Genomic DNA, 25340 nt, shown 5'->3' on the forward strand with positions numbered 1-25340 from the left:
TTAATGCAGGCTTGCCTCAGGCGGCGCGCTTCACGTTCGCGCGCACCAGGAGGTAGACGAGGAACGGGCCGCCGATGATCGCGGTGACGATGCCGACGGGCAGGTCGTTGGGCAGCACGACCCTGGCGATCAGGTCCGAGCCGATCAGCAGCAGCGCGCCGAACACCCCGGACGCGAGGAGCGGCGGCACGGGGGAGCGCACCAGCCGCATGGCGATCTGCGGCGCCACCAGTGCCACGAACGGCACCGGGCCCGCCGCCGACACCGCGACGCCGGCCAGCAGCACCGCGCACAGCAGGAGGACCGCGCGCACGGCGCCGTAGCGGACCCCGAGGCCGGCGGCGACGTCGTCACCGAAGTGCATGGGCTGCAACTGGAACGACACCACCACGACCACCAAGACCAGCGCCGCGGTGACCCACAGCGTCGTCCAGACCTCGTTCCACGACCGCGAGTCGAGCGAGCCGACGAGCCACGCCTGCGCGCGGGCGACGTCGCGGATGTCCGCGAGCGCCAGCAGCCACGTCGTGACCGCCTGCATCGCCGCGCTGACCGAGACGCCGATGAGGATCAGCCGGAACCCGTCGATGCCCTTCTTCCACGCGAGGAAGTAGACGAGCAACCCGGTCAGCAGCCCGCCGGCGAGCGCCGCCGCGGGCAGGCCGATCGCGCTGGACACCGCCGCGCCGCCGCTCGCCGTCACGACGAAGACCGCCGTGGCGCTGGCGCCGAAGGTGATGCCGAGGACGTCGGGACTCGCCAGTGCGTTGCGCGCGATCGACTGCGTGAGCGCGCCGGAGATCCCGAGCGCGAGGCCCACGACCAGGCCGACGAGCGCACGCGGCATCCGCAGGTCCATGATCACGAACTCGTCGACCCGCTCGCCCTGCCCGATCAGCGTCCTGAACACCGCGGGCAGCTCGATCGTGAAGTCGCCGACCGCGATCGACACGCAGAACACCAGGAAGGTCGCCGCGGCGAGGACGACCGTGACGAGCACGGCCCACGGCCGCCAGACCCGGGACCAGCCGCCGACGCGGACACCGGGGTGCATCTGAGCGCTCATGCCTGCCTGAACTTCCCGAGCCAGACCAGCGCCGCGAAGAACGGGGCGCCGATCAGGGCGATGACGATGCCCGCCTGGAGTTCGGCGGGACGCACGACGAGCCGTCCGACGACGTCTCCCAGCAGCAGCACGACCGAGCCGAGCAGGCCGGCGTACGGCACCATCCAGCGGTAGTCCGGCCCGGTGATCCACCGGGCGACGTGCGCGACCATCAGCCCGAGGAAGGCGATCGGTCCGCACGCCGCCGTTGCCGCTCCGGCGAGCAGCGTGACGGCGACGACGCCGACGGTCCGCCCCGCGAGGATGTTCACGCCGAGACCGCGCGCGACGTCGTCACCGAGGTTGAGCAGGTTGAGCACGGGGAGGTTGGCCAGCGCCAGCACGATCCCGACGGCGATGAACGCCGAGGCGGTCCCGATCACGTCGTACCCGACGCCCTGCACCGACCCCGCGTTCCAGAACCGCAGCACGTCGAGCGACTGCGTGTTGCCCAGCGCGACCGCGGTGGTCATGGCGGCGAGGAAGATCGTGACGCCCTGACCCGCGAGCACGAGCGTCAGCGGGTTGCCCGCACCACGGCCGAGGCTCGACAACCCGAACACGACCACCCCGGCCGCCGCCGCGCCGAGCAAGGCGAACCACACGTACTGGAGGGGGCTCTGCAGGCCGAACAGGGCGATCGAGAGCACCACCGCGAACGACGCCCCGGAGTTGACGCCGAGCAGCCCGGTGTCCGCGATCGGGTTGCGGGTGTGGCCCTGGATCAGCGCGCCGGCCATGCCGAGCGCGAGCCCGGCCACGATCGCGAGCACCGTCCGCGGGATGCGCAGCGTGTGCACGATCAACGTGATCTCGGTGAGCTGCTGGTCGGTGCCGGGGTCGCCGAACAGTCCCCGCCACACCTCGGCCGGCGTGAGCGACCGGGCGCCGATCACGAGCGACAGCACCGCCACGACGGCGAGGCCCGCGACCAGGAGTGCCAGCCCGAGGAGCCGCCTGCGCTGCGGGCTGCGCCCCGGTGGTGCGGACTGCGGTCCGCGTCGCTCCACGACCATGCTCACGACGGGCTACGTTAGCTTCCGCCGGTCGGCCGACCCAGGGCACCCTTACCTAACCGGCTCGGCTGGAGGGGCGCCGGTGTGCCGTGCCGGGCGACAGGTGGCCGCCGAGACGGTGATCGGGCACCGGGCAGCGTCTCGGCGGGTGCGCCACCCCCCGTCGGCCTGCCGCGTGAACGTGCGGGTGTAGCCGGACCGCCCCACGAGGTGGAGTCGACGGTCCGGGCCACGACGCGGCCGACGTGCCCACTCAGGGGGTGGCTCGGCGCCCGTCGATCACTCCCGGGCCCTGAGCCGGCGCGTGAGCCACTGCCGGATGTCGTGGCGTGCCGCGCGCGCCATGCCCGTCTCGCGGTTGGTGAAGCCGTGCAACGACTCCGGGTAGACCCGCAGGTCGGCCTCGCCGCCCGCCGCCCACACGCGGGCGGCCATGGCCAGGTTGTCCTCCAGCAGCACGTCGAGCTCGCCCACGACCACCAGCAGCGGGGGAAGGCCGCGCAGGTCTCCGTAGACCGGGGAGATGTCCGGCAGCGTGCGGTCGGGCACGTGTCCCGCGTAGGCATCGAGGAAGAACTCGTCGGCGATCCGCCGGCCCGCCGGGGTCAGGCCGCTCAGGTCGTACGTGCCGAACTGCAGTGCGGCCCCGGAGAAGCGGCCGCCCAGGCCGCGGTCCCTCAGCCGCAGCAACGTCGTCACGGCGAGGGTGGCGCCCGCCGAGAAGCCACCGATGACGAACCGGTCCGTGCCGAAGCGGTTCTCCTCGAGCAGCCACAACGCCGCGGTCTCGCAGTCGTCGGGTGCGGCGGGCCACGGGTTCTCCGGGGCGAGCCGGTGGTCGACACCCACCACGACGACCCCGAGGGAGTCCGCGAGCCGTTGGTTCCGTTCGCCGTCCTGTGCCGTCGGGCCCAGGTAGAAGCCGCCGCCGTGGATGTTCAGGTGCACGCCGCGGGGTGCGGCTCCCGTGGGGGAGAAGACCCTGATCGGCACTCGCCGCCCGCCGGCCTCGACCACCGTCGCTCCCGGAGGCGTCCGGGGCCTGATCGCCCGCAACTCGTCGAGGGTCCTCGGTCCGCGTCTGGTTCCCCGCGCCGCGTTCACCGCCCGCGACTCTTCGGCGAACCCGGCGAGCTTCGGGTCGACGAACCTGGCCAAATCCATGCGTTGACCTGCTGTCACTCGTCGTGTCCTTGTGATCTCTGAGAGTTATCGGTACGGTTAATGGTCTGGGAGCGTTCCCAATCCGCCGCCGCCGTTCGATCATCCCAGAATGGAGGGCTCGTTCATGCGCACGCGCGGCACCTTTGGATCACTCACCAGAAGGCGTGGCCTCGTCACGCTGATCATCGGCGTGCTGCTGTGCACGTTCGTCTGGGCACCGCCGGCTTCGGCGCACGGCACGATCGCCAGTCCTGCCACCCGCGCCTACCAGTGCTGGCAGACCTGGGGCAGCCAGCACACCAACCCGGCTATGCAGCAGCAGGACCCCATGTGCTGGCAGGCCTTCCAGGCCAACGCCGACACCATGTGGAACTGGATGAGCGCGCTGCGAGACGGGCTGCGCGGGAACTTCCAGGGGTCCACTCCGGACGGACAGCTCTGCAGCAACGCCCTGGCCCGCAACAACGCGCTGAACACGCCGGGCCGGTGGAAGACCACCAACCTCGGCAGCAGCTTCACGATGCACCTGTACGACCAGGCCAGCCACGGCGCGGACTACTTCCGGGTCTACGTCAGCAAGAACGGCTTCGACCCGACCACGCAGCGCCTCGGCTGGGGCAACCTGGACCTCGTCACGCAAACCGGCAGGTTCGCGCCTGCCAAGGACATCCGGTTCAACGTCCAGACCAACGGTTCCTACCGCGGTCACCACATCGTCTTCACCATCTGGCAGGCCTCGCACCTCGACCAGACCTACATGTGGTGCAGTGACGTGAACTTCGGCTAGGCGTCCGCGATCGTGGTGCGTGCCCCGGGGCGCGCACCACGATCATGCCGCTCGCAGACCCTCGACGAGGGTCTCCACCAGGAAGCGGTAGCTGCGGGCGACCTCGCGGGGCAACCCGAAACCGCCCGCGCATTCCAGTGAGACGAACCCGTGCAACGCCGAGCGCAGCACCCGTGCGGCGTCGACCGCCTGCGTGCCGTTCAGCCCGAAACCGTTGAGGGCGTTCAAGAAGACCTGCATGGCTTCACCGACCACACGCCGGCCTTCCTCGTCGTCGGTGGCCGGTGCGCGCACGGTGGCGGCGTGCCGTCCCGGGTGGTCGAGCGCCCAGCGGCGGTGGGCACCGGCGATCGCGCGGACCGCGTCCGGTCCGGACCGCCCGGACACCGCTCCGGCGACCGCGTCCCGCAACTCGCGCATCGCCTGGACGGAGATGTCGTGCCGCAGGGCGTCCAAGGACTCGACGTGCTTGTAGAGCGACGGAGTTCGCACCCCGACCCGCTCGGCCAGCAGGCCCATGGTCACGTTCGGGAAGCCGATCTCGTCGGCGAGCGCGGCACCGGCGGAGATCACCGCTGCGCGGTTCAGACCCGGCCTAGGCACTGACCTCGCCCAGGAACGCGAGGGTCAGCGCGACCACCTGCTCCGGGAACTGGACGTGCGGGTAGTGGCCCGCCCCGGGGATCACCTCGAGGCGCCCGAGGCCGGCGGGCAGCGCCGCGACGACGGCTTCGCCCTCGGCCTGGGGCGAAACCCAGTCGGGGTCGAGCGCGCCCTCGACGACCAGCACCGGGCACCGCACGTCGCCCAGGCGCGCACCGGCGTCCGCGGGACTCGTCAGACCCATCTTCCGCAGCGCCTTCATCCGCCCCGGTTCGCGCAGGCTCGCCTCGATCCGCGCGAGGCGCTCGTCCCAGTCGGCCGGCTTCGGTCCGGGGTAGGCGAGGTCCAGGTACTCCTTCCAGAGCCGGGTGCTGCCGAACAGGGCGGTGCCGAGCAGCCGCAGCGTGCCGCGGCGGTACCGGGTGACCCGCAGGTCGCCGATGCTCTGGGCGCGGGTGAACGGCGCCAGTTCGACGACGGCGGTGACGAGCTCGGGGGCGTCGGCCGCCGCGATGGTCACGGCGCCGCCCGAGATCGAGTGGCCGACGAGCACCGCCGGGCCGCCGAGGTGCTTCACCAGGGCGAGCAGGTCGCCCGCGATGTCCGTGCGGGAGAAGGAACTCCAGTCGACGCTCGACTCACCGCACCCGCGCAGGTCGACCGCGGCCACCCGGTACCCGGCCCCGGCCAGCAGCGGCGCCATGAACCGGTACGCCTCCCGGCTGTCCCCGATGCCGTGGGCGAGCACGACGAGCGGTCCGGCGTCCCCGGTCAGTTCGTAGGCGAGCGTGCCGCCCTCGACGGTCAGCAGTTCCGGCATGACGACCTCCACGTTGGCTAATAGTGTTAGCTAAAGGCTAATGGTATTAGCCAAGCGCGTCAACCGACCTTCCGGTCACTCGCACCGATTGAGACGCAAACATCGAGAGAGCGCTTTCAGTGCTACGTTCGGTGAGGAGTGGACCACTCGGAGTGGAGCGGCCTGTGACCGTCCTGTGGGGTGTCTCGTTCGACGCCACGGCGATGTCCGGCGTGGTGGTGGAGTTCATCAAGATCGCCAGAACCTTCGTGGACCGGGGGTACCGGGTCCACCTCGACCTCGGTTACGACATCAAGGCCGACAAGGGGCGGTTCTTCCAGTCCTACAAGGAAGAACGGGTACCGGACTGGATCGCGCTGGACCGGGTGGACGGTGTCGCGGGGATCCCCGGCTACGACGAGGAGTTCGTCGCGCGGACGCTGGAAGCCGTGCGCCGGGACCGGATCCCGGACACCGGCGGCGTCACGGCCCTGCTCGCCGACGCGATCGTGCGGACCTGGGAGGACCGCGGCGTCACGCTCGTGATGGTGGAGAACGGCACGCTGCCGGAGAACGTCGCGTACACGAAGGCGCTCTACCGGGCGATCGCCATTTACGGAGCCAGACACGACCTCGGCAGGTACGTCCTGTGGCGCGACCACGACCTGATGTGGCAGAGCGAACCGGACAAGTACGGCAGTTTTCCCTACCCGGCAACGCCTCCGATGGTCGACTCGCCGCACATCCACTACTTCGCGCTGCACGAGGAGGCGAAGCGGCGCACGCTCGAGTGGATGCCGCACCTGCGCAACCTCGACGTGCTGCCGAACACCTTCCTCCCGCCCAGCCGCCCGGGACGGCCGGACTTCCGCTCCCACCACGGCATCGGGCCGCACGAGAAGATCATCGCCCGGTTCACGAGGATCATCCCGCAGAAGCGCGTCGACCGGGACCTGCACCTGGCCGCCCAGCTCGCGGGAACGTGCCTGTTCGTCGCCGGGGACACCGAGGAGAACCCGGACGAGACCAGGAGGCTCCGCCTGCTCGCGGAAGAGCTGGGGGTCCGGGTCGTGTTCGGAGGGGTGCTCGAACCGTGCGAGTCGACGGGTGACGGGTTCTCGGTGCGCGACCTCCTGGCGCACGCCGACGTCGTCTCGTTCCTGACGTCCTACGACTACGAGAGTTACGGAAACCCGATCGGCGAGGCGATCGCGGCCGGTGTGCCGTACATCGCGAGCCGCTACGCCCTGTACGACACGGTGTACGCGGGCTTCGAGGCGCCGCTGCTGGACATCTCCGAGCACGACCTGCCGACGCCGGAGTTCGCGCGCCAGGTCTCGGAGCTCATGACGAACGCGGAGAGGCGGGCGGAAGTGGTGGAGCACAACCGGAAGCTGGGCACGCACAACCGCGAGGCCGCGACCGCGCTGGTGGAGGACCTGTTCCCGCCCGCGATGGGCGAGAACGTGCGGCTCAGCGTCGTGCTGCCGGTCTACAACGAGGCCGCGAACATCCACGACGTGCTGACGTCCCTGCTCGACCAGGAGGACATCGGCCCCGAGGCGTACGAGATCGTGCTGGTGGACAACAACTCCACCGATGACACGGTCGCGATCGCACGCCGGTTCGCCGAGAGCTCCGCGGTCGCGCTGCACGTGATCAGCGAACGCGAGCAGGGCGTCGCACCGGCGCGCAGGACGGGCATGGAGTTCGCCGTGCGGCGCAGCCGTGATCGCAAGGATCCCGGCGAGCGCTTCTACCTCGTCTCCGCCGACGCGGACTGCCGGGTGGACCGCCGGTGGCTCGTCGAGCTCTTCGCGGCGATGGAGGAGGACAAGGCCGCGATCGGCGTGTGCGACTACTACTACAACGCCGACCACTTCGTGGGAAGGCCGCGGCTCTGGGACGCGATCCAGCGCACGTTGCGCTGCCGCGCGGTGACGTTCTCGCTGTTCGGCGGCTTCCCGGACGGCAAGGGCTTCGCGGTGGAACGCGAGGCCTACGAGAGCGTCGGCGGCATCGAGATCTTCTACCAGCTGCGGAACGGGCGGTTCGTCAACCACCTCTCCGACGACTGGGACTTCGGCATCAAGGTCCGCGGCGCCGGCCACGACATCACCTACGCGCCGCGGTCGCGGGTCGAGATCAACCCCCGGCGCGTCAACCACGCCATCGACGAGGTGATCACCGGGCGCGCCTACGGCACCGACGGCATCATCGTCATGCGCGACATCAGGCCCGAGGCACCGGAACGGGCCGTCGACCTCACCGAGGCGGAAGCGCTGCAGGCGTGGGAGTTCTCCATCAAGGACTTCACGCCGAAGAACGTCGTCCTGCCGATCCTGCTCACGCCGTCCTTCCTGGACTCCGACGCCGTGGTGGCGTTCCTCGGCGAGGACCTGGCGGACCGGCTGGGCCGGCGCGTCGCGGAGGTCAAAGCCGAGATGAGCGTCGTGGACTTCCTCCCGATCCACTCCTACAAGACGCCGTCGTACCGGCTCTACCTGGAGTTCCGGGACGAGATCTTCGCGTGCCTGCGCGCCGCCGTCGGTGAGGACGTCGGGTACCCGCCGCCGCTGCCGGAGTGCTTCGACGACGTGCCGCCGGAGCGGTTCGCGGAGTTCGTGAAGTACTACTGCGAGGACCGTGAGTCCGGGGAGGCGCACAACTACTTCGGCAACGGCGGGGTGTTCTGATGGAACCCAAGGTCTGGGCCGCGCTGCAGGACCCCGCCAACAGGCACCTGCTGGACTACGTCACCGAGGACCCGTTCGGCGCGCACGTCTTCCCCGGCAACGTTCCCGGCTACGGCGTCGAGGACTTCCTGGACGACCTGAGCGACCAGCTCACCCGCACCAACCCGATCCACCTGTGGTCGTACATCCCGACGTGCGCCTACAAGTGCCGCTTCTGCCAGTACCCGGTCGTGCTCGTCAAGGGTGGCCGCAACGAGGAGAAGCTGTCGCAGTGGGTGGACTGGAACATCCGGGAGGCCGAGCTGTGGCTGCGGCGGGTCCCGGAGCTGGCGACCGCCCCGGTGGGGGAGTTCAACGTCTTCGGCGGCACGCCGTCGTTGCTGCCGGAGAAGGACATCCGGCGACTGCTCGGCTTCTACCGGGAGAACTTCGGGTTCACCGCGGACACGACGATCCGCTTCGAGGGCGACCCCAGCACGTTCACCCCGGCGAAGCTCGAGGTGCTGCGGGAACTGGGCTGCACCAAGCTGTCCAGCGGCGTGCAGTCGTTCGACGACCACGTGCTGCGCGAGTGCGGCCGCGAGCACTCCTCGCGGATGTGCGTCGACTTCGTGCGCAACGCCCAGGCCGCCGGGTTCGACTGGATCAGCATCGACCTGATGTACGGGCTGCTGGACCAGACCGTCGACAGCGTCCGGCGCGACCTCGACGTGGTGCTGGAGAACGAGGTCACCGCCGTGGTGTGCACCAAGCTGCACCTCAAGTCCTACGCCGAGACCAGGACCGGTGTGGCGGGGGAGCAGCCGGCGCCGTGGCAGCTGCCGCAGTACCGCGACAAGCTCGTGCGCGACGGGCACTTCTGGCCGGAGCTGCGGGACCAGTACCTGATGCGCGAGGTGCTGACCGACGGCCTGCGCGCCGCCGGCTACACCGAGCACCCCACGATGTACTTCGCGCGCGACGGCCTCGGCCCGGAGAAGTGGAAGTCCATCATGGTGGACCAGGACAAGCAGGAGGCAGAGGTCGCGATCGGCCTCGGCGGCAGTTCGAGCTGCCGGGTCTCCGAGGCGATCACCGACGTGAACTGGAAGAACTACGCGGCGGCCGTCGAGGAGGGCCGCGTGCCGCTGGGGTCGGCGACCGGGTTCGATGCCGACGCCCGGGAGGCCAGGGCGGTGAAGATGGCCCTGTCGACGCTGCAGCCGGTGCGGGAGGACCTGCACCGCGCCACCTACGGCCGTTCGTTGCACGACTCGCCGTGGCGGGAGAAGTTCGAGTCCCTGGCCGAACGCGGACTTCTCGTGGTCGACGCCGGGGGAGTGGCGCTGACCGAGGACGGCGAGGTGCTGGTCGAGGCGATCATCAACACGGAGCTGTGACGGCCGGCGCGCCGGCCGTCACAGCCGTTCGTCAGAGCGCGCCGATCGCCTCGCAGGCCTTGCACACGCCCTCGCCGCAGGCCGGATCAGCCTTGGCGCAGTTGCCGACGTGCCGCTCGACGGTCTCCCTGCGAGCACCCTTGATCGCTCGTGCGGTGTTGTCGAACAACGTTTGCTGCTGGTCGCCGGTCATCAGCCGGAAGAGGTTTCCCGGCTGCTCGTAGTAGTTGCTGTCGTCCTCGCGGAAGTCGAACCGGTCGGCGGTGGCGCCGACGGCCTGCGCGGGCTCGGCGTAGGCGGGTTGCTCGGTCCAGCGGCCGAAGTTGTTCGGCTGCACACCGGGCACCCCGCCCTGGTTGCCGTCGACCCGCATGGCGCCGTCGCGGTGGTAGCTGTTGACCAGCCGCGCGCCGTGGGGGTGGTTGACCGGGATCCGGTGGTGGTTGACGCCCAGGCGGTAGCGGGCGGCGTCGCCGTAGGAGAAGAGGCGTCCCTGCAGCATCTTGTCCGGGCTGAACGAGATGCCGGGCACGACGTCGGCCGGCGTGAAGGCGGCCTGCTCGACGTCGGCGAAGTAGTTCTCCGGGTTGCGGTCGAGCGTGAGCACGCCCGCCTCGACCTGCGGGTAGTCCGCCTTGCTCCACACCTTGGTGAGGTCGAAGGGGTGGAACCGGTAGCCGGCGGCGTCGGCCTCGGGCATGACCTGGACGAAGAGCTTCCAGGACGGGAACTCGCCCCGCTCGGTCGCCTCGTAGAGGTCGCGCTGGTGCGACTCGCGGTCACCGCTGATCAGCCCGCCCGCCTGGTCGTCGGTCAGGTTCTCGACACCCTGCTCGGTGCGCAGGTGGAACTTGACCCAGTGCCGCACACCGGCGGCGTTGACCATGCTGAAGGTGTGCGAGCCGAAAACCGTGCATGTGCCGGTACGAGCGCGGGATTCCCCCGGTCGCTCATCACGATCGTGACCTGGTGCAGCGCCTCGGGCAGGTTCGTCCAGAAGCCCCAGGTGTTCTCCGGGTCGCGGAGGTTGGTGCGGGGATCGCGTTTCACGGCGTGCGCGAGGTCGGGGAACTTCAACGGGTCGCGGAAGAAGACCGGCGTGTTGTTGCCGACCAGGTCCCAGTTGCCCTCGGTGGTGTAGAAGCGGGTCGAGAAGCCGCGGAGGTCGCGTTCGGCGTCCGCGGCACCGCGCTCGCCCGCCACCGTCGAGAAGCGCACGAACGTCTCGCACTCGTTGCGACTACTGCCTTTCCGCGCACACCATGCTCGGCAAGAAGGCCGGTGCCACCGCCGAGGAGATGAGCAACGCGCAGGGCGGCAGGTCCGACGACCCGCGCACGGCCGCCGTGCTGGCGCTGGCCACCGCGCTGATCGAGCACCGCGGCCAGATCTCCGACGCCGACGTGCAGGCCGCGCGTGACGCCGGGCTGAGCCAGGAGGAGATCGTCGAGACGGTGGCGCACGTCGCGCTGAACGTGTTCACCCACTACATCAACGTGGCTCTCGACGTCCCGGTCGACTTCACCCGCGTGGCGCTCACCCGCTGAGGACACGGGGAGCCCGGTCTCGCAACCGGGCTCTCGTCCGAAAGTACTAGAGGACAACTCGCTGTGGTGCAACGGCTCCAGGTGCGTCCTACGGTCGTGATCATGACTACTGCAACGGGTAGGACCACGCCGCCGAGCACCGTCATCGCCGCGTTCGTGGGGTTCCTCGTGTCCTGCGTCTTCGCCGTGACCTCGGCCGGTGTCCTGGTGGGCACCCACGACGACATCGTCGAGGCGCTGAGGTCGTCGGGGACGTCGATGACCGAGGAGCAGCTGCAGAGCGCGGCCACCTTCACCCAGGTCCTGGTGGCGAGCATCGCCGTCGTGATCGCACTGGTCCAGCTGTGGCTCGCGTTCAAGCTCCGGTCGGGGCGCAACTGGGCGCGGATCCTGCTGACGGTGTTCACGGTGTTCCAGATCGGCAGCCTGTTCATCGGGCAGGGAGCGGCGACGCTGCCCGCGTACGGGGGCGCGCTCGTGGCCGCGTTGGCGGTGGTGGCGAGTTACCTGCCGGCGTCCAACGCGTACTTCGGCAAGCGGGCATAGCGGAGAATGCCGGCATGACCGCAGGGGGAGCGCCGGCGCCGCGGCGCAGCGTGTTCGTGGCCGAGGTCGTCGCGCTGGTCGTGGCCGTGGTGGTCGACGGGGTGCTGGCCGCCGGTGGCGACGCTCCCACGGGCGTCCTCGGGCCGCTGCTCACGATGGTCGTGCCGTACGCCGGTGAGGCCGCGGCGGTCCTCGCGGTGCTGCGGCGCCGGTTCCCCCGGCGGCTCGAGTTGCTGGCCGGTGCGGTCGTCGCACTGTCCCTGCTGGGCACGGCCGCGGCCGGACTCGTGGACCGGGTACCGGCCCAGCCGCCGGTGACGGAGGTGCTGGCGGTGCTGGTGCTGGCCGCCGCCGGATGCCGCCGGCTCCCTCCGGCGCGGGCGGCGGTGCTCGCCATCGCCGCCTGCGTCACCGTCGTGCTCGCCCCGCTCGTGCGCTACGGCCTCGACCACGCGGCCCCGGTGGCCGCGGCGCTCGCGTGGGGAGCCGCGGTGGCGCTGGGACTGATCCTGCGCGACGCGGACGCCCGGCACCGCAGCGAGCTCGAGCGCATCCGCACCGAGGACCGCCTCCAGGTGGCACGGGACCTGCACGACCTGGTGGCGCACCACGTGACCGGCATCGTGGTCCGGACCCGCGCGGCGCAGGCGCTGGCCGCGAACCCGGCGGCACCGGTCCAGGACCCCGCCGAGGTCTACGACCAGATCGAGCACGCGGCGGCCGAGGCGCTGACCGCGACGCGCGGGCTGGTCGGTGTGCTGCGCAGCGACGAGCCGCTGCCGTCACCGAGCCTCGTGCTGGGCGACGTGGTGCGAGCCGCGGTGGGCGACGGGGCTTCCGTCCACATCGCGCACGACGTCGAGGCCACCCCGTTGCCGCCACAGGTGTCCGTCGCGCTGCACCGGGTGTTGCTGGAGGCGTTGACGAACGTCCGCCGGCACGCGCGGGCCACCGCGACCAGGGTCGAGGCCCGTTCCGACGACGGCGGCCTCGTGCTGGAGGTCGACAACGACGGCGTTTCCGCGCCACCACGGGAAGGCGGGCACGGCATCATCGGGATGACCGAACGGGTGGAGGCGTTGGGCGGCGAGCTCACCGCGGGCCCGCGGGACGGCGGCTGGCGGGTCACCGCGCGGCTGCCGCTGGGCGACGACCACACCGGGCCGAGGGGGATCTGATGACCATCCGGGTGCTGATCGCCGACGACCAGACCCTCGTCCGCACCGGTTTCCGGCTGGTCCTCGACGCCGAGCCGGGCATCAAGGTGATCAGCGAGGCCGCGGACGGCGAGTCGGCGGTGCGGATGGCGCGGCAGCTGCGCCCGGACGTGACGCTGATGGACATCCGCATGCCGAAGCTCGACGGCCTGCGCGCGACCGAGCTGCTGGCGGGCCCCGGCGTCGAGGACCCGTTGAAGGTGCTGGTCGTGACGACCTACGACGTCGACGAGAACGTCTACGCCGCGCTGCTCGCCGGCGCCTGCGGGTTCCTGCTCAAGGACGCCCGGCCGCGGTTGCTGGTCGAGGCGGTGCACGCCGCGCACCGGGGAGAGGCGATGGTCTCGCCCGCGGTCACCGTGCGGCTGCTCTCGCACTTCACCAGCGGCGCCGAGCAGCGGGGCGCGCCGCTGACCGGCCGGGAGCTCGACGTCGTGCTGGCCGTGGGCCGCGGCTTCACCAACGCCGAGATCGCGGAACGGCTGACCGTCTCGCTCTCGACGGTGAAGTCGCACCTCACGAACGTCCAGGGCAAGCTCGGCGTCCGCAACCGCACCGAGATCGCCATCTGGGCTTGGCGCAACGGACTGCTCAGGTAGCGCGCACCACGACCGTGCCGGCCACCATGTCGCCGAGCCGCTGGTGCCGGGGCGTCACGGCGATCAGCACGGCGCCGACCAGGCCCATCAGCAACCCGTCCACGGCCATCAGCAGCCACCGCACGAAGTACGCCCGCAACGGCGGCTCACCGCCGCGCAGCGTCGTGATCCGCAGACCGAGCCACCGCATCGCCGGTGTCGCCCCGCCGTGCCGGAACGGGTACCAGATCTCCATCCACAGCACGCCGAGCAGCGACACCGCCACCACCGCCGCCATGGGCAGGACCCGGAACAGCTCGGCCGGCAGCCCGAGCTTGATCAGGGGCAACGACAGCAGGACGCCGAGGACGAGGCTCAGGACGGCGGCGACGCACAGCAGGACGAACTCGACGACGTGCTGGCAGTACCGGCGGAGCACGACGGAACGGGCATCGGTGGCCACCCGCCCATCATGCCAAGGGGGCGCGCGGTGGTGTCGCGCGGCCGGTACTTCGCCGTCGGTGACCGGCGCGGCGTGACCGGACCGCCGGGGGTGCCCGAGGACCTGGCTGCCGGGAGGGCGCCGACTTTCCGCGAGTTCGGTGGGCGCCGGTTCCAGTGGGGCGGGTCGCACCGGCTCGGCTGCCTTGCGGGGGGTGTTCGCGCGAGTCGGGACGAAGTCGTGCTGAAATGCGTTGTCGCCTTGCGTCGGCGAGTGCGGTTGCGTGCGCGCGCCCGGCTTGTGTTGCGAGTCGGCTCGTGGCTGTCGCCCCCGACTCTTCGCAGACCCACTTCTGTCCACAAAGGACCAGAATCGAAACACGCCGACGGCGTTCGACGAAGGGTTCGACGGCGTTCGACACCTCCCTTGACGCTGGTGGTGCACCGATGCAGACTCCGGAAAGCGTTTTCCCGACGACGGGGTCAGGAGTTCATGAGCGCCCTCGACGAACTGCGGCAGCTGCGCCGGGGTGGTGTGCAGGTCCGCAAACGCGACAACAAGGCGGCGTTCTGGTTCTTGGCGCCGTGGTTCGCCGGGCTGGTCTTCATCACGGTCGGACCCGTGCTGGCCTCGTTCGCGCTCGGGTTCACGAAGTACAACCTCATCCAGCCCCCTCGGTTCATCGGGCTGGACAACTTCGCGCGGGTTCTCGGTGACGAGCGGTTGCACAACGCGCTGCGGGTGACGTTCACGTACGTGCTCGTGTCCGTGCCGTTGCAGTTGGCGTGTGCGCTCGGCGTCGCGCTTTTGCTCGACAAGGGGTTGCGCGGGCTCGCGTTCTACCGGTCGGCGTTCTACCTGCCTTCGCTGCTCGGGTCGAGCGTGGCGATCGCGGTGCTGTGGACGCAGGTGTTCGGCACCGACGGGTTGGTCAACCGGGTGCTGGGGTTCTTCGGGGTCGAGGGCAAGGGGTGGATCTCGGACCCCGACACGGCGTTGTCGACGCTCATCGTGTTGAACGTGTGGACGTTCGGGTCGCCGATGATCATCTTTCTGGCCGGGTTGCGGCAGATCCCGGTGGTGTACTACGAGGCCGCCGCCATCGACGGGGCCGGGTGGTGGTCGCGCTTCCGGCGGATCACGATGCCCCTGCTGTCGCCGATCCTGTTCTTCAACCTCGTGTTGCAGATCATCCACGCGTTCCAGTCGTTCACGCAGGCGTTCGTGGTGTCCGGGGGGACGGGAGGGCCGTCGGACTCGACGATGTTCTACACGCTCTACCTCTACCAGCAGGGGTTCAGCCGGTTCGACATGGGCTACGCGTCGGCGCTGGCGTGGTTCCTGCTCCTGATCATCGCGGCCTTCACCGCGGTCAACTTCTGGGCGGCGAAGTACTGGGTGTTCTATGACGACTGACGTCCGCAGAAGGATCTCGGTGCCGCTCAAGCACGCCGGGCTCGTGCTGATCGGGTTCGTGATGCTGTACCCGGTGCTGTGGATGGTCGTGAGCTCGTTGCGGCCCGGTGACGAGATCTTCCGCAGCCCGGGGCTGATCCTCGACAGCTTCCAGACCGAGAACTACGTCGAGGGGTGGAACGCGCTCACGCCGTCGTTCGGGACGTACCTGCTGAACTCGGCGGTCCTGGTGCTCGGGTGCATCGTGGGGAACCTGGTGTCCTGCTCGATGGCGGCGTACGCGTTCGCGCGGTTGCAGTTCACCGGGAAGCGGTGGTGGTTCGGGATCATGCTCGGCACGATCATGCTGCCGATCCACGTGATCATCGTGCCGCAGTACGTGCTGTTCTCGCAGATCGGGTGGGTCAACACGTTCCTGCCGATCATCGTGCCGAAGATCCTCGCCACCGACGCGTTCTTCGTGTTCCTGATGGTGCAGTTCATCCGGGGCCTGCCGCGCGAGCTCGACGAGGCGGCGCGGATCGACGGGTGCGGGCACCCGCGGATCTTCCTGCGGATCGTGCTGCCGCTGATGACGCCGGCGCTCGCCACCACCACGATCTTCACGTTCATCTGGACGTGGAACGACTTCTTCAGCCAGTTGATCTACCTGACGGACCCGGAGATGTACACGGTTCCCGTCGCCCTGCGGTCGTTCGTCGACTCGACGGTCGCGACGTCGTGGGGCTCGCAGTTCGCGATGAGCGTCGTGTCGCTCGTCCCGATCTTCCTCGCGTTCCTCGTCGGCCAGCGGTACCTCGTCAAGGGGATCGCGACGACCGGGGGCAAGTAGCCGGAGGGAAAGCCCATGCTCAGAGGTGTTCGCCGCGGGACCGCGTGGGCGGTCCTGCTGTCGGTGACCGCGTCCCTGCTCGCGGCCTGCGGATCCGGGTCCGAGGCCGGTGGTGACCTGACGACGGAGAAGGTCACGCTGCGCTTCACGTGGTGGGGCGCGGACGACCGGCACAAGCGCACCCAGCAGGTCATCGACATGTTCCAGCGCAAGCACCCGAACATCACCGTCAAGGGTGAGTTCAAGGAGTGGAACGGCTACTGGGACAGCCTCGCCACCACGATGGCGGCCAACGACGCCCCGGACGTCATGCAGATGGACGAGCTCTACATCGCCTCCTACGCCGAGCGCGGTGCGCTGCTCGACCTCAACGAGGCCAAGAAGCACCTCGACACGTCGAACTTCGACCAGAAGGCGCTCGCCACGGGCACGATCGCCGGCAAGCGGTACGGGCTGCCGGTCGGTCTCGGCATGTACTCGATGATGGTCAACACCGACCTGCTCGCGAAGTACGGCATCCCGGTGCCGGACGACACCAAGTGGTCGTGGGACGACCTCAAGACCATCGGCGAGCAGGTCTCCAAGGCCGGTGGCGGCGCGGTGTTCGGCGTCCAGTCGCCCGGCATCAACGACGCGGCCGGGCTGAGCATCCGGGCGCGGCAGCAGGGCCACGCGATGTTCGACGCCGACGCCAAGGTCGTGCTGCCGCAGGAGATCGCGCGCGACTACTGGCAGTACATCCTCGACCTGTCGAAGTCGGGTGCCGCGATGTCGCCGTCCGCGACGATCGAGAAGGCCTCCGCGGGCCTCAACCAGTCGGCTACGGCGACGAACACGGCGGCGTTCGGCCTGTGGTGGAACACGCAGCTGACGGCGTTGACGGCCGCCAGCGGTGCCAAGCTCAAGCTGCTGCGGCTGCCCGGTGAGACGCAGGGCAAGGCGCCCGGCGCCTACTACAAGTCGTCGATGTTCTGGTCGGTCTCCGCGCGGTCGAAGTACCCGGCCGAGGCGGCGGCGTTCGTGAACTTCCTCGCCAACGACGAGGAGGCGGCCAAGGTGCTGCTGACCGAGCGCGGTGTGCCCGCGAACCAGAAGATCCGCGAGACGATCTCGGGACAGCTCAAGGACACGGACAAGGCCGCCAAGGAGTACCTCGACACGGTGCCCGTGAGCGACCCGCCGCGGATCACGCCGAACGGCGCCAGCACGCTCGACACGATCCTCAAGCGGCACACCGAGGACGTCCTGTTCGGCCGGACGACACCGGACCAGGCCGCCGCGTCGTTCATCAGGGAAGTGCAGTCCGAAGTGGACGCGGCGCGGTGAGGCGCGCCGCCGTCGTCGGCACCGGTTCGATCGCCGCCGCCCACGCCGAGGCGCTGCGGGCCGCGGGAGAGCGCGTCGAGCTCGTGGCTGTCGTGGACGTGGACGCCGATCGGGCGACGGCGTTCGCCCGGGAGTGGGGTGTGCCGCGGACGCACCCCACTCCCGCCGCGCTCCTCGACGCGGAGGACCTCGACCTGGTGCACGTGTGCACGCCACCGCGCCACCACGTGCCGCTCGCGCTCGACTGCCTCGCCGCCGGGGTGAACGTGCTGGTGGAGAAGCCCCCGGCGATGTCGCTGAGCGAGGTCGACGCGCTGATCGCGGCCGAACGGCGCTCGGCGGGTCGGGTCGCGACGGTGTTCCAGCACCGCTTCGGCCCCGCCGCGCTCCGGTTGCGGCGCCTGGTCGCCGAGGGCGTGCTCGGGCGGTCGTTCGTCGCGAAGTGCGACACCCTCTGGTACCGCGGCGACGCCTACTTCGAGGTGCCGTGGCGCGGGACGTGGGACAGCGAGGGCGGTGGCCCGACGATGGGCCACGGCATCCACCAGTTCGACCTGCTGCTGTCGGTGCTGGGACCGTGGCGGGAGATCCGGGCGGTCGCGGCACGGCAGGCGCGCGACGTGCAGACCGAGGACGTCTCGATGGCCCTGGTGACCTTCGCCGACGGCACTGTCGCCTCGGTGGTGAACTCCCTGCTCTCGCCGCGGGAGACCTCCGAGCTGAGGTTCGACTTCGAACGCGCCACGGTCGAGGTCGAGCACCTGTACGGCTACACCGACGCGCACTGGACGATCACCCCGGCTCCCGGCCACGAGGACGTCGCCGTGCGCTGGCGCGAGGGGCGGTCGGGGATCGTCAGCGGTCACCGGTGCCAGGTCGAGGCGCTCCTCGACGCCCTGGACGAGGGCGCACCGCCACCGGTGGCGCTGGCGGACACGCGGATCACGATGGAGTTCATCGCCGCGCTGTACGCCTCCGCGTTCACCGGGACCGTGGTGAAGGCCGGCCAGATCGGCCCCGGCAGCCCGTTCTACGCGACGATGGAAGGGATCGGTGCCCCGTGGGCGACCGCTCGGTGACTTTGCGGCACGACGACGAGGAGCTCGTCGCATCCGCCGGTGACGTCGAGATCTTCCGGTACGTGCACCGGCCGTCGACGCCGGCGTTCGAGGGCCCGAAGCCCTACCTGCACCCCGCGCGCACGCTCGCCGGCGATGTCGTGACGGCGTTCCGGCCGCACGACCACCGGTGGCACAAGGGCGTGCAGATGACCGCGACGGACGTGTCGGGGGAGAACTTCTGGGGCGGCGTCACCTACGTGCGCGACCAGGGCTACGTGGTGCTGCCCAACGTCGGCACCATGCGGCACGACGGGTTCGCGGTCGACGGGCCGCACGTCGAGGAGCTGCTGTCGTGGTTCACCGAGGCGGGCGAGCACTGGGTCGGTGAGCGGCGCTCGTTCGCCGTGCGCGACGTCGAGGACGACTCGTGGACGCTCGAGTTCGCGACGGCGCTCACGAACCTCCGGTCGGAGACCCTGGTCTTCGGCAGCCCGACGACGAACGGCCGTGAGCTCGCGGGCTACACCGGCTTCTTCTGGCGCGGACCGCGCTCCTTCACCGGCGGCGAGGTGATCGCCGCCGGTGGGGGAGCGGGGCAGGAGATGATGGGCGAGGCCGCGCCGTGGCTCGCGTTCGTCGGGCGGCACGACGAGGTGGACCGGTCGTCGACCCTGCTGTTCCTCGACCACCCGGACAACAAGAGCACGCACTGGTTCGTGCGCAGCACACCGTTCGCGGCGGTCAACCCGTCCTTCGCCTTCCACGACACGGTCGAGCTGCCTCCCGGTGCGGTGCTGGAGCTGCGGTACCGGCTCGTCGTCGCCACCGGGGAGTGGGACCGGGAACGGCTGGAGTCCTACGTGGAGGCGCACCCGTGGTGACCCCCTTCCCCGGCGGCATCGGCATCTCCGGCCTGCGGGTGTACGACTGGCCCGCTGTGGACGGAGTGTGCGGCGGGTCGCCGCACGTGCACCTGGCCTGCGCGGAGTGCTACTACGTGATCGGCGGGCGGGGCAGCGTCCAGACGCTGACCCGGCGCGGGTTCGCCGAAACCGCGCTGCACGAGGGGGTCGTCGCCTGGTTCACGCCCGGCACGGTCCACCGCCTGGTCAACGACGGCGACCTGCGGATCATCGTCGTGATGCAGAACAGCGGCCTGCCGGAGGCGGGCGACGCGGTGTTCCCGTTCCCCGCCGAGGTGCTCGCCGACGAGGAGAGCTATCTCGCCCATGCCGGGGCGGGAGACGAGAAGGCTGCTCGACGACGCCGGGACCTGGCCCTGGAGGGGTTCCTGGAGCTGCGACGGCGGGTCGAGTCCGGAGAGGACGCGGCGCTCGACGACTTCTACCGCGCCGCCGTCCGCCTCAAGCGGGGTGTGCTGGACGACTGGGAGGAGCGGTGGCGTGGCGGGGCGCTGGCCTCCGCCGAACGCACCGGGGAGCACGTGACCCTGTTGCGGGACGGGGAGATCGCGCATCTCGCCGAGGCGGACATCCACGTGGTGCGGGCGCCGGGACCGCAACGCCTCGGAATGTGCGGCAGGCTCGACGCCCACGACCCGTCCGAGGGCGAATCTCCCTACTGATCAACGGTTTCGTCGATTCGAGTCGAAGAATTTCGGCGCGGTCCTTTCGACCTGTTCGACGCTACCGTCACCGGTATGAAACGTTTCAATTCGGCGAGACTCAGCGTGCTGCTCGCGGTGGCGCTGACCGCGGCCGGCGTTCCCGCCCTCGCGGACGAGGTGCAGGAGCGCGGGCTGGTCAGCACCAGGTCGGTGCACGGCAACGGGAACTTCGTGTCGTGGCGGTTGCTCGGCTCGGACGCGGCGGACGTGGCGTTCAACGTCTACCGCGACGGCGTGCGGGTCAACCGGGCTCCGGTGACCACGGCGACGAGCTACCTCGACGCGGGTGCGCCCGCGACCGCGTCCTACTCGGTGCGCCCGGTGGTCGGAGGTGTGGAACCGGCGGCGGTCACGCGGTCCGTCGGGACGCTCGCGACCAGCAGGGACGTCCCCCTGCAGATCCCTCCCGGCGCAACGACCCCGTCGGGCGAGGCGTACACCTACGTGGCGAACGACGTGTCGGTGGGCGACCTCGACGGCGACGGCGAGCAGGACCTGGTGCTGAAGTGGGATCCCACGAACGCCAAGGACAACTCGCAGTCCGGCTACACGGGCAACGTGTACCTGGACGCGTACCGGTTGAACGGCACCAGGTTGTGGCGGATCGACCTCGGCCGCAACATCCGGGCAGGCGCGCACTACACGCAGTTCCAGGTGTTCGACTACGACGGCGACGGTCGCGCCGAGGTGGCCGTGAAGACCGCCGACGGCACGCGGTCGGGCACGGGCCAGGTGATCGGCAACTCGGGCGCGGACCACCGCAACAGCAGCGGCTACGTCCTCGCCGGACCCGAGTACCTGTCGGTGTTCCGCGGCACGGACGGCGCGGTGCTCGACACCGAGAGCTACGTGCCGCCGCGCGGCAACGTCTCGTCGTGGGGCGACAACTACGGCAACCGGGTCGACAGGTTCCTCGCCGGAACGGCCTATGTGGACGGATCACGGCCGAGCATCGTCATGGCGCGCGGCTACTACACCCGCAGCGTGATTTCCGCGTGGGACTTCCGGGGCGGCCAGCTCACCCAGCGCTGGACGTTCGACTCGGCCGCGCAGCCGAACCGCGCGGCCTGGGAGGGCAAGGGCAACCACCAGCTTTCGGTGGCCGACGTCGACGCCGACGGCCGCGACGAGATCGTCTACGGCTCGATGGCGATCGACGACAACGGCCGGGGCCTGTGGCAGAACGGCACCCGCCACGGCGACGCGCTGCACGTCGGCGACTTCATCCCGTCCCGCGCGGGCCTCGAGGTCTTCAAGCCGTCGGAGTCGACCACCGACCTCACGCACTGGATGGGCGACGCGCGGACCGGCCAGATCATCTGGAGCGCGCCGTCGTGCGGCTGCGACAACGGCAGGGCGGTGGCCGCCGACATCTGGGCGGGCAACCCCGGCGCGGAGGCGTGGTCGTCGTCGGTCGCCGGCCTGCGCAGCGCCACCACGGGCGCCCAGGTCTCGGCCCGCAAGCCGGGTTCCACGAACTTCGTGATCTGGTGGGACGGCGACGCCCAGCGCGAACTGCTGAACGGCACCACGATCGACAAGTACGGCCCCAACGGCGACACGAGGCTGCTCACCGGGTCCGGTGTCGCGTCGAACAACGGCACCAAGTCCACGCCGGCGCTGTCCGCGGACATCCTCGGTGACTGGCGCGAGGAGGTCGTCTGGCGCACCTCGGACAACCGGGCGCTGCGGATCTACTCGACCACCGAGCCGACGGACATCCGGCGGGTGTCGCTGATGCAGGACCGGCAGTACCGAGTGGCGGTGGCGTTCCAGAACACCGCCTACAACCAGCCGCCGCACCCGAGCTTCGCCACGCCCTGAGGGCGGGGGAGGTGGTGGCGCGGCACGAGCACGGCGGGCCGGTCGCGCCACCGGGAACGGCCTACAGGTGCTGACGCAGGTGCCGCAGCTGCGTCTCCAGGTGGCTGGTGGGCGTGGTGTGCTTGCCGAACGGCGACACCGTGATCTCCTTGGGCGCGCGGACCTCGTGGTACGCCGCGTACACGGTGGACGGCGGGCACGTCTCGTCCATCAGCCCGACGCTGAACAACGTCGGCGCGGTGATCCGCCGGGCGAGCAGGGCGCAGTCGACGTACCGCAGGGTGTTCAGGGCGGTGGGCACGAGAGCGTCGTGCTGCGCCAGGAAGTCGCTGATCTCCGTGTAGGGCGGCGTGGTGCCGATGCGGACCGCGCGGTGCAGGTCGCACAGGAACGGCACGTCGGAGTGGCAGACCTTCACGCGGTCCGCGCGCAACGCGGCGGCGGCCAGCGCGAGCGCGCCACCCTGGCTGCCCCCGGTCACGGCGATGCGGCCGGGGTCCACGCCCGGTAGTTCGGCGACGACGTCCACGGCCCGTGCGGCGTCGAGGAACAGCCGCGTGTAGTAGTAGCCCTCCGGGCTGGAGATGCCCCTGGTCATCACGCCGGGGTGCTCGGGACCCGTGCCCGGTCCCGCGTCGGCGGTGGCGCCCACGGACCAGCGGCCGCCCTGGGCCCTGCTGTCCATCACGAACTGCGCGAAACCGAGGCTCGGCAGCAGCGTGTGCTGGGCGGGGACACCACGGCCGCCGCCGTAGCCGATGTACGTCACGACCACCGGCAACGGGTCGTCGCCCGCGGGGCGCAGGTACCAGCCGCGGACGGGGTGGCCGTGGGCGCCGGAGAACTCCACGTCGTGCACCACCAGCGGCCGGTACAGGTCCGGTTCGTGCGGCGTCAGCACGGGCGGGCTCGCGGCGGCCGACGTCTCGGCCAGCCGGGCCGCCCACCACTCGTCGAGGTCGTCCGGTTCCGGGGTGGTGACGCGGTGCCGGAGCAGGTCTTCCTCGGGCATGTCGACGACGGGCACGCAGATCTCCTCACTCGAGCGGTCACTGCGATCTTCACACGGGTCAGCGGCGCGGCGGCAGGGGAACGCGCGACCAATCGGTGTCCGAGGCGAGGTGGAAGCCCGGGTGGGGCGGCTGGTTGTAGGCGGTCTGCTGGCGGGCGACCTCGACGCGGTACTGGCGGTCGTGCATCAGCGTGTACATCTTGTGGTTCGTCGGCTCGGTGCTGAGGTGGAAGCGCAGCGCCGAGCTGTCGTGGGTGCGCACGAGGAGTTCCTCGCGCCAGTCGCCGAGGACGTCGGCCACCAGCGACGGGGTGCCCTTGGTGCCGTTGTTGGTCCGCGTGCCGGTGGCCGTCAACAGCGTGCCGCGCCGCCAGTCGTCGACGGTCGGGGTGGCGTCCTGGGCGCCGTTCACGATCTGCGTGGTCAGGTCGCCCGCCCAGCGGATGCTCATGTTCGTCCCCGGAGAGCGGGTGTCCAGCCGGCGGCCGTCCGCGCTCCAGAGGCCCGAGGAGTCCGAGCCGCTCGGCATCGACGCCCACGTCTCGATGCCGCGCACGTCCGGCCGGACGTCGCCGATCATGCCGCGGCCCGTGTCCATCCCGGAGTAGCCGCCGTAGAGCACTTCCCCGGTTCGCGCGTCGCGCAGCGTGTAGCCGTACGGCGCCGAACGCGCTCCCTCGTGCACCATGTGGATCTCCAGACCAGGGCGGTCCGGGTCGACGTCGGTGACGTGCAGGGCGTCGCCGTGACCGATCCGCGCCACCGCACCGGGATCGGCGCTGCCCGGTGGCAGCACGCCCGTGGAGCTGTACTCCAGCGAGCCGTCGTCGTCGAGCGTCGCGCCGCCGTAGACGATCTCGTGGCGGCCGTCCCCGTCGACGTCGGCGACGCTCAGCGAGTGCGCGCCCTGCGTGGTGAGCTTCGCGTGGCTCGGGTTCGTGCCGTCACGGCCGTGCGGGGTGTCGCGGAACGGGTTCGCCATCGGCACGTGCCCGCTGTCGGCGAGCCACCTCTTCGTGAGACTGCGGCCGTTCCAGTCGTAGGCGGCGACCGTGGAGCGGGTGTAGTAGCCGCGGGCGAAGATCGCGGACGGTCGCTTGCCGTCCAGGTAGGCCACCCCGGACAGGAACCGGTCCACGCGGTTGCCCGGCTCGATGCGGCTCATGGCGTAGTCGCCCCACATCAGCCCGTCGTCACCGCGGCCCGGTTCGTAGCGCACGGTCTGCAACTCCCGGCCCGTCGCGCCGTCGAACACGGTCAGGTACTCCGGGCCGTCGACGACGAAGCCGGCGAACTGGCGCAACCGGTTGTTGACGCTGCGGGAGGGCGCGTAGACGTCGATGAAGTGGTCGGCGAGCGCGGCGGCGTCGGTCTCGGACAACGGGTAGGCGTAGCGCGGGTCGAGGCCCAACGCCTGCTCCAGCGTCGCGGGCCACCGCCCGGCGACGACCTCGGGGTGCGCGTGCCAGCCGCGGAAGACGCCGATGAGGTGGGTGCGGTACCCGTCGGCGCTCAGGCGGTAGTCGTCGGTGTGCGCGTGGCCCGCGCGGACGTCCTCGCGCGGCAGGGTGATGTACCGCGACCGCCCGTCCCCGCCCACGGTCCTGGTGCCGGGCGCGGTCTTCGTCATCAGCTCGGACCTGCCGTCGCCGTCGAAGTCGTAGACCAGGAACTGCGTGTAGTGCGCGCCCGCCCTGATGTTCACGCCGAGGTCGATCCGGTGCAGCAGCGTCCCGTCGAGGCGGTACGTGTCGAGGTGCACCGGCCCGGTGTAGCCGGCCTGCGAGACGTCCTTGGAGTTGCCGGGGTCCCACTTCACGACGTACTCGTACCGGCCGTCGCCGTCCACGTCGCCGACGCTGACGTCGTTGGCGGAGTAGGTGTAGCTCTCGCCGGCCGGCGTCACCCCGTCGGCGGGCCTGCGCAGCGGGAGGTCGTGGTGCGGCGCGGCCCAGGCCGTCACCGGCCGGCCGCGCCCGAGCGGCACCCCGCGCACGACGGGAGCCACCTGGTAGCGCGCGCCGGGCCGGGGGTCCGGGTCGGTGTGGGTGGTGCTGCCGGTGACGGTCGCGATCCGCCTGCCGTCCCGGAAGACCGCGAAGTCCGGACCGGCGAGCCCGGTCGCGGTCGCACCGGTGGCCTCGTGGCCGAGCAGCCGCCAGCTCAGGTGCACGCCGCCGGCCGCGGGGACCGCGACGAGCCCCCGGTCGAGCCGCTCGGGGACGGCGGGCGGTGCGGCGAGGTCCCGCCTCTCGTCCCCGGCAGCCCGCGCGGAGGCAGGAGCCTGTGCGGCGATGAGGGCGGTGACCACCAGCGGGAGCAGAGCGCTTCGTCGCAGATCCACGGCCGCTACCATGACCCGT

The 25340-nt window shown here is 70.6% G+C and carries 24 protein-coding genes; 14 read left to right on the forward strand and 10 right to left on the reverse strand.

Annotated elements, in window-relative coordinates; all coding sequences use genetic code 11:
* Positions 1 to 16: 16 nt before the first annotated feature.
* From V1227_RS02045 to V1227_RS02055, 3 genes are all read right to left on the reverse strand, one after another.
* Entirely contained in the window at positions 17 to 1066 is a 1050-nt protein-coding gene (locus tag V1227_RS02045; protein ID WP_329790691.1) for a FecCD family ABC transporter permease, read from the reverse strand.
* Positions 1063 to 2121: a FecCD family ABC transporter permease gene (locus tag V1227_RS02050; protein ID WP_329793938.1), complete on the reverse strand. Its 1059-nt coding sequence runs from the start codon at positions 2119 to 2121 to the stop codon at positions 1063 to 1065. The genes V1227_RS02045 and V1227_RS02050 overlap by 4 nt, the downstream gene beginning before the upstream one ends.
* 279 nt (positions 2122 to 2400) lie before the next feature.
* Positions 2401 to 3285, reverse strand: a complete 885-nt coding sequence (locus V1227_RS02055) for an alpha/beta hydrolase (RefSeq protein WP_329790692.1) — start codon at positions 3283 to 3285, stop codon at positions 2401 to 2403.
* Between the two features lie 124 nt (positions 3286 to 3409).
* On the opposite strand from V1227_RS02055, the gene V1227_RS02060 reads away from it, so the two are divergent.
* Entirely contained in the window at positions 3410 to 4072 is a 663-nt protein-coding gene (locus V1227_RS02060) for a lytic polysaccharide monooxygenase auxiliary activity family 9 protein (RefSeq protein WP_442916512.1), read from the forward strand.
* 42 nt (positions 4073 to 4114) lie between these two features.
* Here the strand turns inward: V1227_RS02060 and V1227_RS02065 are convergent, their stop codons facing one another.
* A complete protein-coding gene (locus tag V1227_RS02065; protein WP_329790694.1) occupies positions 4115 to 4675 on the reverse strand; it encodes a TetR/AcrR family transcriptional regulator in 561 nt (186 codons plus the stop codon).
* Complete coding sequence (locus V1227_RS02070; protein WP_329790695.1) at positions 4668 to 5495, reverse strand: alpha/beta fold hydrolase; 828 nt, start codon at positions 5493 to 5495, stop codon at positions 4668 to 4670. Before V1227_RS02070 ends, V1227_RS02065 begins: the two co-directional genes overlap by 8 nt.
* A gap of 164 nt (positions 5496 to 5659) precedes the next feature.
* Between V1227_RS02070 and V1227_RS02075 the strand changes: the two genes are divergently transcribed.
* Together V1227_RS02075 and V1227_RS02080 are read left to right on the forward strand one after the other, a co-directional pair.
* Complete coding sequence (locus V1227_RS02075; protein WP_329790696.1) at positions 5660 to 8170, forward strand: glycosyltransferase; 2511 nt, start codon at positions 5660 to 5662, stop codon at positions 8168 to 8170.
* Positions 8170 to 9549: a radical SAM protein gene (locus V1227_RS02080; RefSeq protein ID WP_329790697.1), complete on the forward strand. Its 1380-nt coding sequence runs from the start codon at positions 8170 to 8172 to the stop codon at positions 9547 to 9549. The genes V1227_RS02075 and V1227_RS02080 overlap by 1 nt, the downstream gene beginning before the upstream one ends.
* A 31-nt stretch (positions 9550 to 9580) precedes the next feature.
* Here the strand turns inward: V1227_RS02080 and V1227_RS02085 are convergent, their stop codons facing one another.
* Both V1227_RS02085 and V1227_RS40510 read right to left on the reverse strand, forming a co-directional pair.
* Positions 9581 to 10435, reverse strand: coding sequence for a catalase (locus V1227_RS02085; RefSeq protein WP_442916443.1), 855 nt, complete (start codon positions 10433 to 10435; stop codon positions 9581 to 9583).
* A complete protein-coding gene (locus V1227_RS40510; protein WP_442916444.1) occupies positions 10363 to 10767 on the reverse strand; it encodes a catalase in 405 nt (134 codons plus the stop codon). Before V1227_RS40510 ends, V1227_RS02085 begins: the two co-directional genes overlap by 73 nt.
* A gap of 44 nt (positions 10768 to 10811) precedes the next feature.
* Between V1227_RS40510 and V1227_RS02090 the strand changes: the two genes are divergently transcribed.
* The 4 genes from V1227_RS02090 to V1227_RS02105 all read left to right on the forward strand — a co-directional run bounded on the left by V1227_RS02090 (position 10812) and on the right by V1227_RS02105 (position 13458).
* Positions 10812 to 11096 carry a carboxymuconolactone decarboxylase family protein gene (locus V1227_RS02090; protein WP_329790698.1) on the forward strand — a complete coding sequence of 95 codons (285 nt, stop codon included), beginning with the start codon at positions 10812 to 10814 and terminating at the stop codon, positions 11094 to 11096.
* Between the two features lie 102 nt (positions 11097 to 11198).
* Entirely contained in the window at positions 11199 to 11642 is a 444-nt protein-coding gene (locus V1227_RS02095; RefSeq protein ID WP_329790699.1) for a hypothetical protein, read from the forward strand.
* Positions 11643 to 11656: 14 nt separating this feature from the next.
* Positions 11657 to 12820 carry a sensor histidine kinase gene (locus tag V1227_RS02100; RefSeq protein ID WP_329790700.1) on the forward strand — a complete coding sequence of 388 codons (1164 nt, stop codon included), beginning with the start codon at positions 11657 to 11659 and terminating at the stop codon, positions 12818 to 12820.
* On the forward strand, positions 12820 to 13458 hold the full coding sequence (locus V1227_RS02105) for a response regulator transcription factor (RefSeq protein WP_329790701.1): 639 nt from the start codon (positions 12820 to 12822) through the stop codon (positions 13456 to 13458). The genes V1227_RS02100 and V1227_RS02105 overlap by 1 nt, the downstream gene beginning before the upstream one ends.
* On the opposite strand, the gene V1227_RS02110 is transcribed toward V1227_RS02105, so the two are convergent.
* Positions 13451 to 13900: an RDD family protein gene (locus V1227_RS02110; RefSeq protein WP_329790702.1), complete on the reverse strand. Its 450-nt coding sequence runs from the start codon at positions 13898 to 13900 to the stop codon at positions 13451 to 13453. The two genes, V1227_RS02105 and V1227_RS02110, sit on opposite strands and share 8 nt — an antisense overlap.
* Before the next feature lie 471 nt (positions 13901 to 14371).
* Between V1227_RS02110 and V1227_RS02115 the strand changes: the two genes are divergently transcribed.
* The 7 genes from V1227_RS02115 (at position 14372) to V1227_RS02145 (ending at position 21965) form a co-directional block, all read left to right on the forward strand.
* Positions 14372 to 15295, forward strand: coding sequence for a carbohydrate ABC transporter permease (locus V1227_RS02115; RefSeq protein WP_329790703.1), 924 nt, complete (start codon positions 14372 to 14374; stop codon positions 15293 to 15295).
* Complete coding sequence (locus V1227_RS02120; protein ID WP_329790704.1) at positions 15285 to 16127, forward strand: carbohydrate ABC transporter permease; 843 nt, start codon at positions 15285 to 15287, stop codon at positions 16125 to 16127. The genes V1227_RS02115 and V1227_RS02120 overlap by 11 nt, the downstream gene beginning before the upstream one ends.
* A gap of 15 nt (positions 16128 to 16142) precedes the next feature.
* Positions 16143 to 17453, forward strand: a complete 1311-nt coding sequence (locus V1227_RS02125) for an ABC transporter substrate-binding protein (protein ID WP_329790705.1) — start codon at positions 16143 to 16145, stop codon at positions 17451 to 17453.
* Positions 17450 to 18532, forward strand: coding sequence for a Gfo/Idh/MocA family protein (locus V1227_RS02130; protein WP_329790706.1), 1083 nt, complete (start codon positions 17450 to 17452; stop codon positions 18530 to 18532). Before V1227_RS02125 ends, V1227_RS02130 begins: the two co-directional genes overlap by 4 nt.
* Positions 18514 to 19395, forward strand: coding sequence for a PmoA family protein (locus V1227_RS02135; RefSeq protein ID WP_329790708.1), 882 nt, complete (start codon positions 18514 to 18516; stop codon positions 19393 to 19395). The genes V1227_RS02130 and V1227_RS02135 overlap by 19 nt, the downstream gene beginning before the upstream one ends.
* Entirely contained in the window at positions 19389 to 20099 is a 711-nt protein-coding gene (locus V1227_RS02140; protein WP_329790709.1) for a cupin domain-containing protein, read from the forward strand. The genes V1227_RS02135 and V1227_RS02140 overlap by 7 nt, the downstream gene beginning before the upstream one ends.
* A 75-nt stretch (positions 20100 to 20174) precedes the next feature.
* Positions 20175 to 21965 carry a rhamnogalacturonan lyase gene (locus V1227_RS02145; protein WP_329790710.1) on the forward strand — a complete coding sequence of 597 codons (1791 nt, stop codon included), beginning with the start codon at positions 20175 to 20177 and terminating at the stop codon, positions 21963 to 21965.
* A gap of 61 nt (positions 21966 to 22026) precedes the next feature.
* On the opposite strand, the gene V1227_RS02150 is transcribed toward V1227_RS02145, so the two are convergent.
* Both V1227_RS02150 and V1227_RS02155 read right to left on the reverse strand, forming a co-directional pair.
* The gene (locus tag V1227_RS02150) at positions 22027 to 22992 is read right to left on the reverse strand and encodes an acetylxylan esterase (RefSeq protein ID WP_329790712.1); all 966 of its coding nucleotides are present in this window, start codon (positions 22990 to 22992) and stop codon (positions 22027 to 22029) included.
* Positions 22993 to 23035: 43 nt separating this feature from the next.
* A complete protein-coding gene (locus V1227_RS02155) occupies positions 23036 to 25321 on the reverse strand; it encodes a rhamnogalacturonan lyase (RefSeq protein WP_329790714.1) in 2286 nt (761 codons plus the stop codon).
* Positions 25322 to 25340 lie beyond the last annotated feature (19 nt).

Source organism: Lentzea sp. DG1S-22 (assembly GCF_036321065.1).
GTDB classification, from domain to species: domain Bacteria; phylum Actinomycetota; class Actinomycetes; order Mycobacteriales; family Pseudonocardiaceae; genus Lentzea; species Lentzea jiangxiensis.

Coding starts and splice junctions, on each gene's coding strand:
- V1227_RS02145 (WP_329790710.1), top strand. CDS start 20,175: ATGAAACGTTTCAATTCGGCGAGACTCAGCGTGCTGCTCGCGGTGGCG.
- V1227_RS02090 (WP_329790698.1), top strand. CDS start 10,812: ATGCTCGGCAAGAAGGCCGGTGCCACCGCCGAGGAGATGAGCAACGCG.
- V1227_RS02050 (WP_329793938.1), bottom strand. CDS start 2,121: ATGGTCGTGGAGCGACGCGGACCGCAGTCCGCACCACCGGGGCGCAGC.
- V1227_RS02085 (WP_442916443.1), bottom strand. CDS start 10,435: ATGGTCAACGCCGCCGGTGTGCGGCACTGGGTCAAGTTCCACCTGCGC.
- V1227_RS02120 (WP_329790704.1), top strand. CDS start 15,285: ATGACGACTGACGTCCGCAGAAGGATCTCGGTGCCGCTCAAGCACGCC.
- V1227_RS02080 (WP_329790697.1), top strand. CDS start 8,170: ATGGAACCCAAGGTCTGGGCCGCGCTGCAGGACCCCGCCAACAGGCAC.
- V1227_RS02045 (WP_329790691.1), bottom strand. CDS start 1,066: ATGAGCGCTCAGATGCACCCCGGTGTCCGCGTCGGCGGCTGGTCCCGG.
- V1227_RS02095 (WP_329790699.1), top strand. CDS start 11,199: ATGACTACTGCAACGGGTAGGACCACGCCGCCGAGCACCGTCATCGCC.
- V1227_RS02070 (WP_329790695.1), bottom strand. CDS start 5,495: ATGCCGGAACTGCTGACCGTCGAGGGCGGCACGCTCGCCTACGAACTG.
- V1227_RS02100 (WP_329790700.1), top strand. CDS start 11,657: ATGACCGCAGGGGGAGCGCCGGCGCCGCGGCGCAGCGTGTTCGTGGCC.
- V1227_RS02060 (WP_442916512.1), top strand. CDS start 3,410: ATGCGCACGCGCGGCACCTTTGGATCACTCACCAGAAGGCGTGGCCTC.
- V1227_RS02105 (WP_329790701.1), top strand. CDS start 12,820: ATGACCATCCGGGTGCTGATCGCCGACGACCAGACCCTCGTCCGCACC.
- V1227_RS02125 (WP_329790705.1), top strand. CDS start 16,143: ATGCTCAGAGGTGTTCGCCGCGGGACCGCGTGGGCGGTCCTGCTGTCG.
- V1227_RS02055 (WP_329790692.1), bottom strand. CDS start 3,285: ATGGATTTGGCCAGGTTCGTCGACCCGAAGCTCGCCGGGTTCGCCGAA.
- V1227_RS02115 (WP_329790703.1), top strand. CDS start 14,372: ATGAGCGCCCTCGACGAACTGCGGCAGCTGCGCCGGGGTGGTGTGCAG.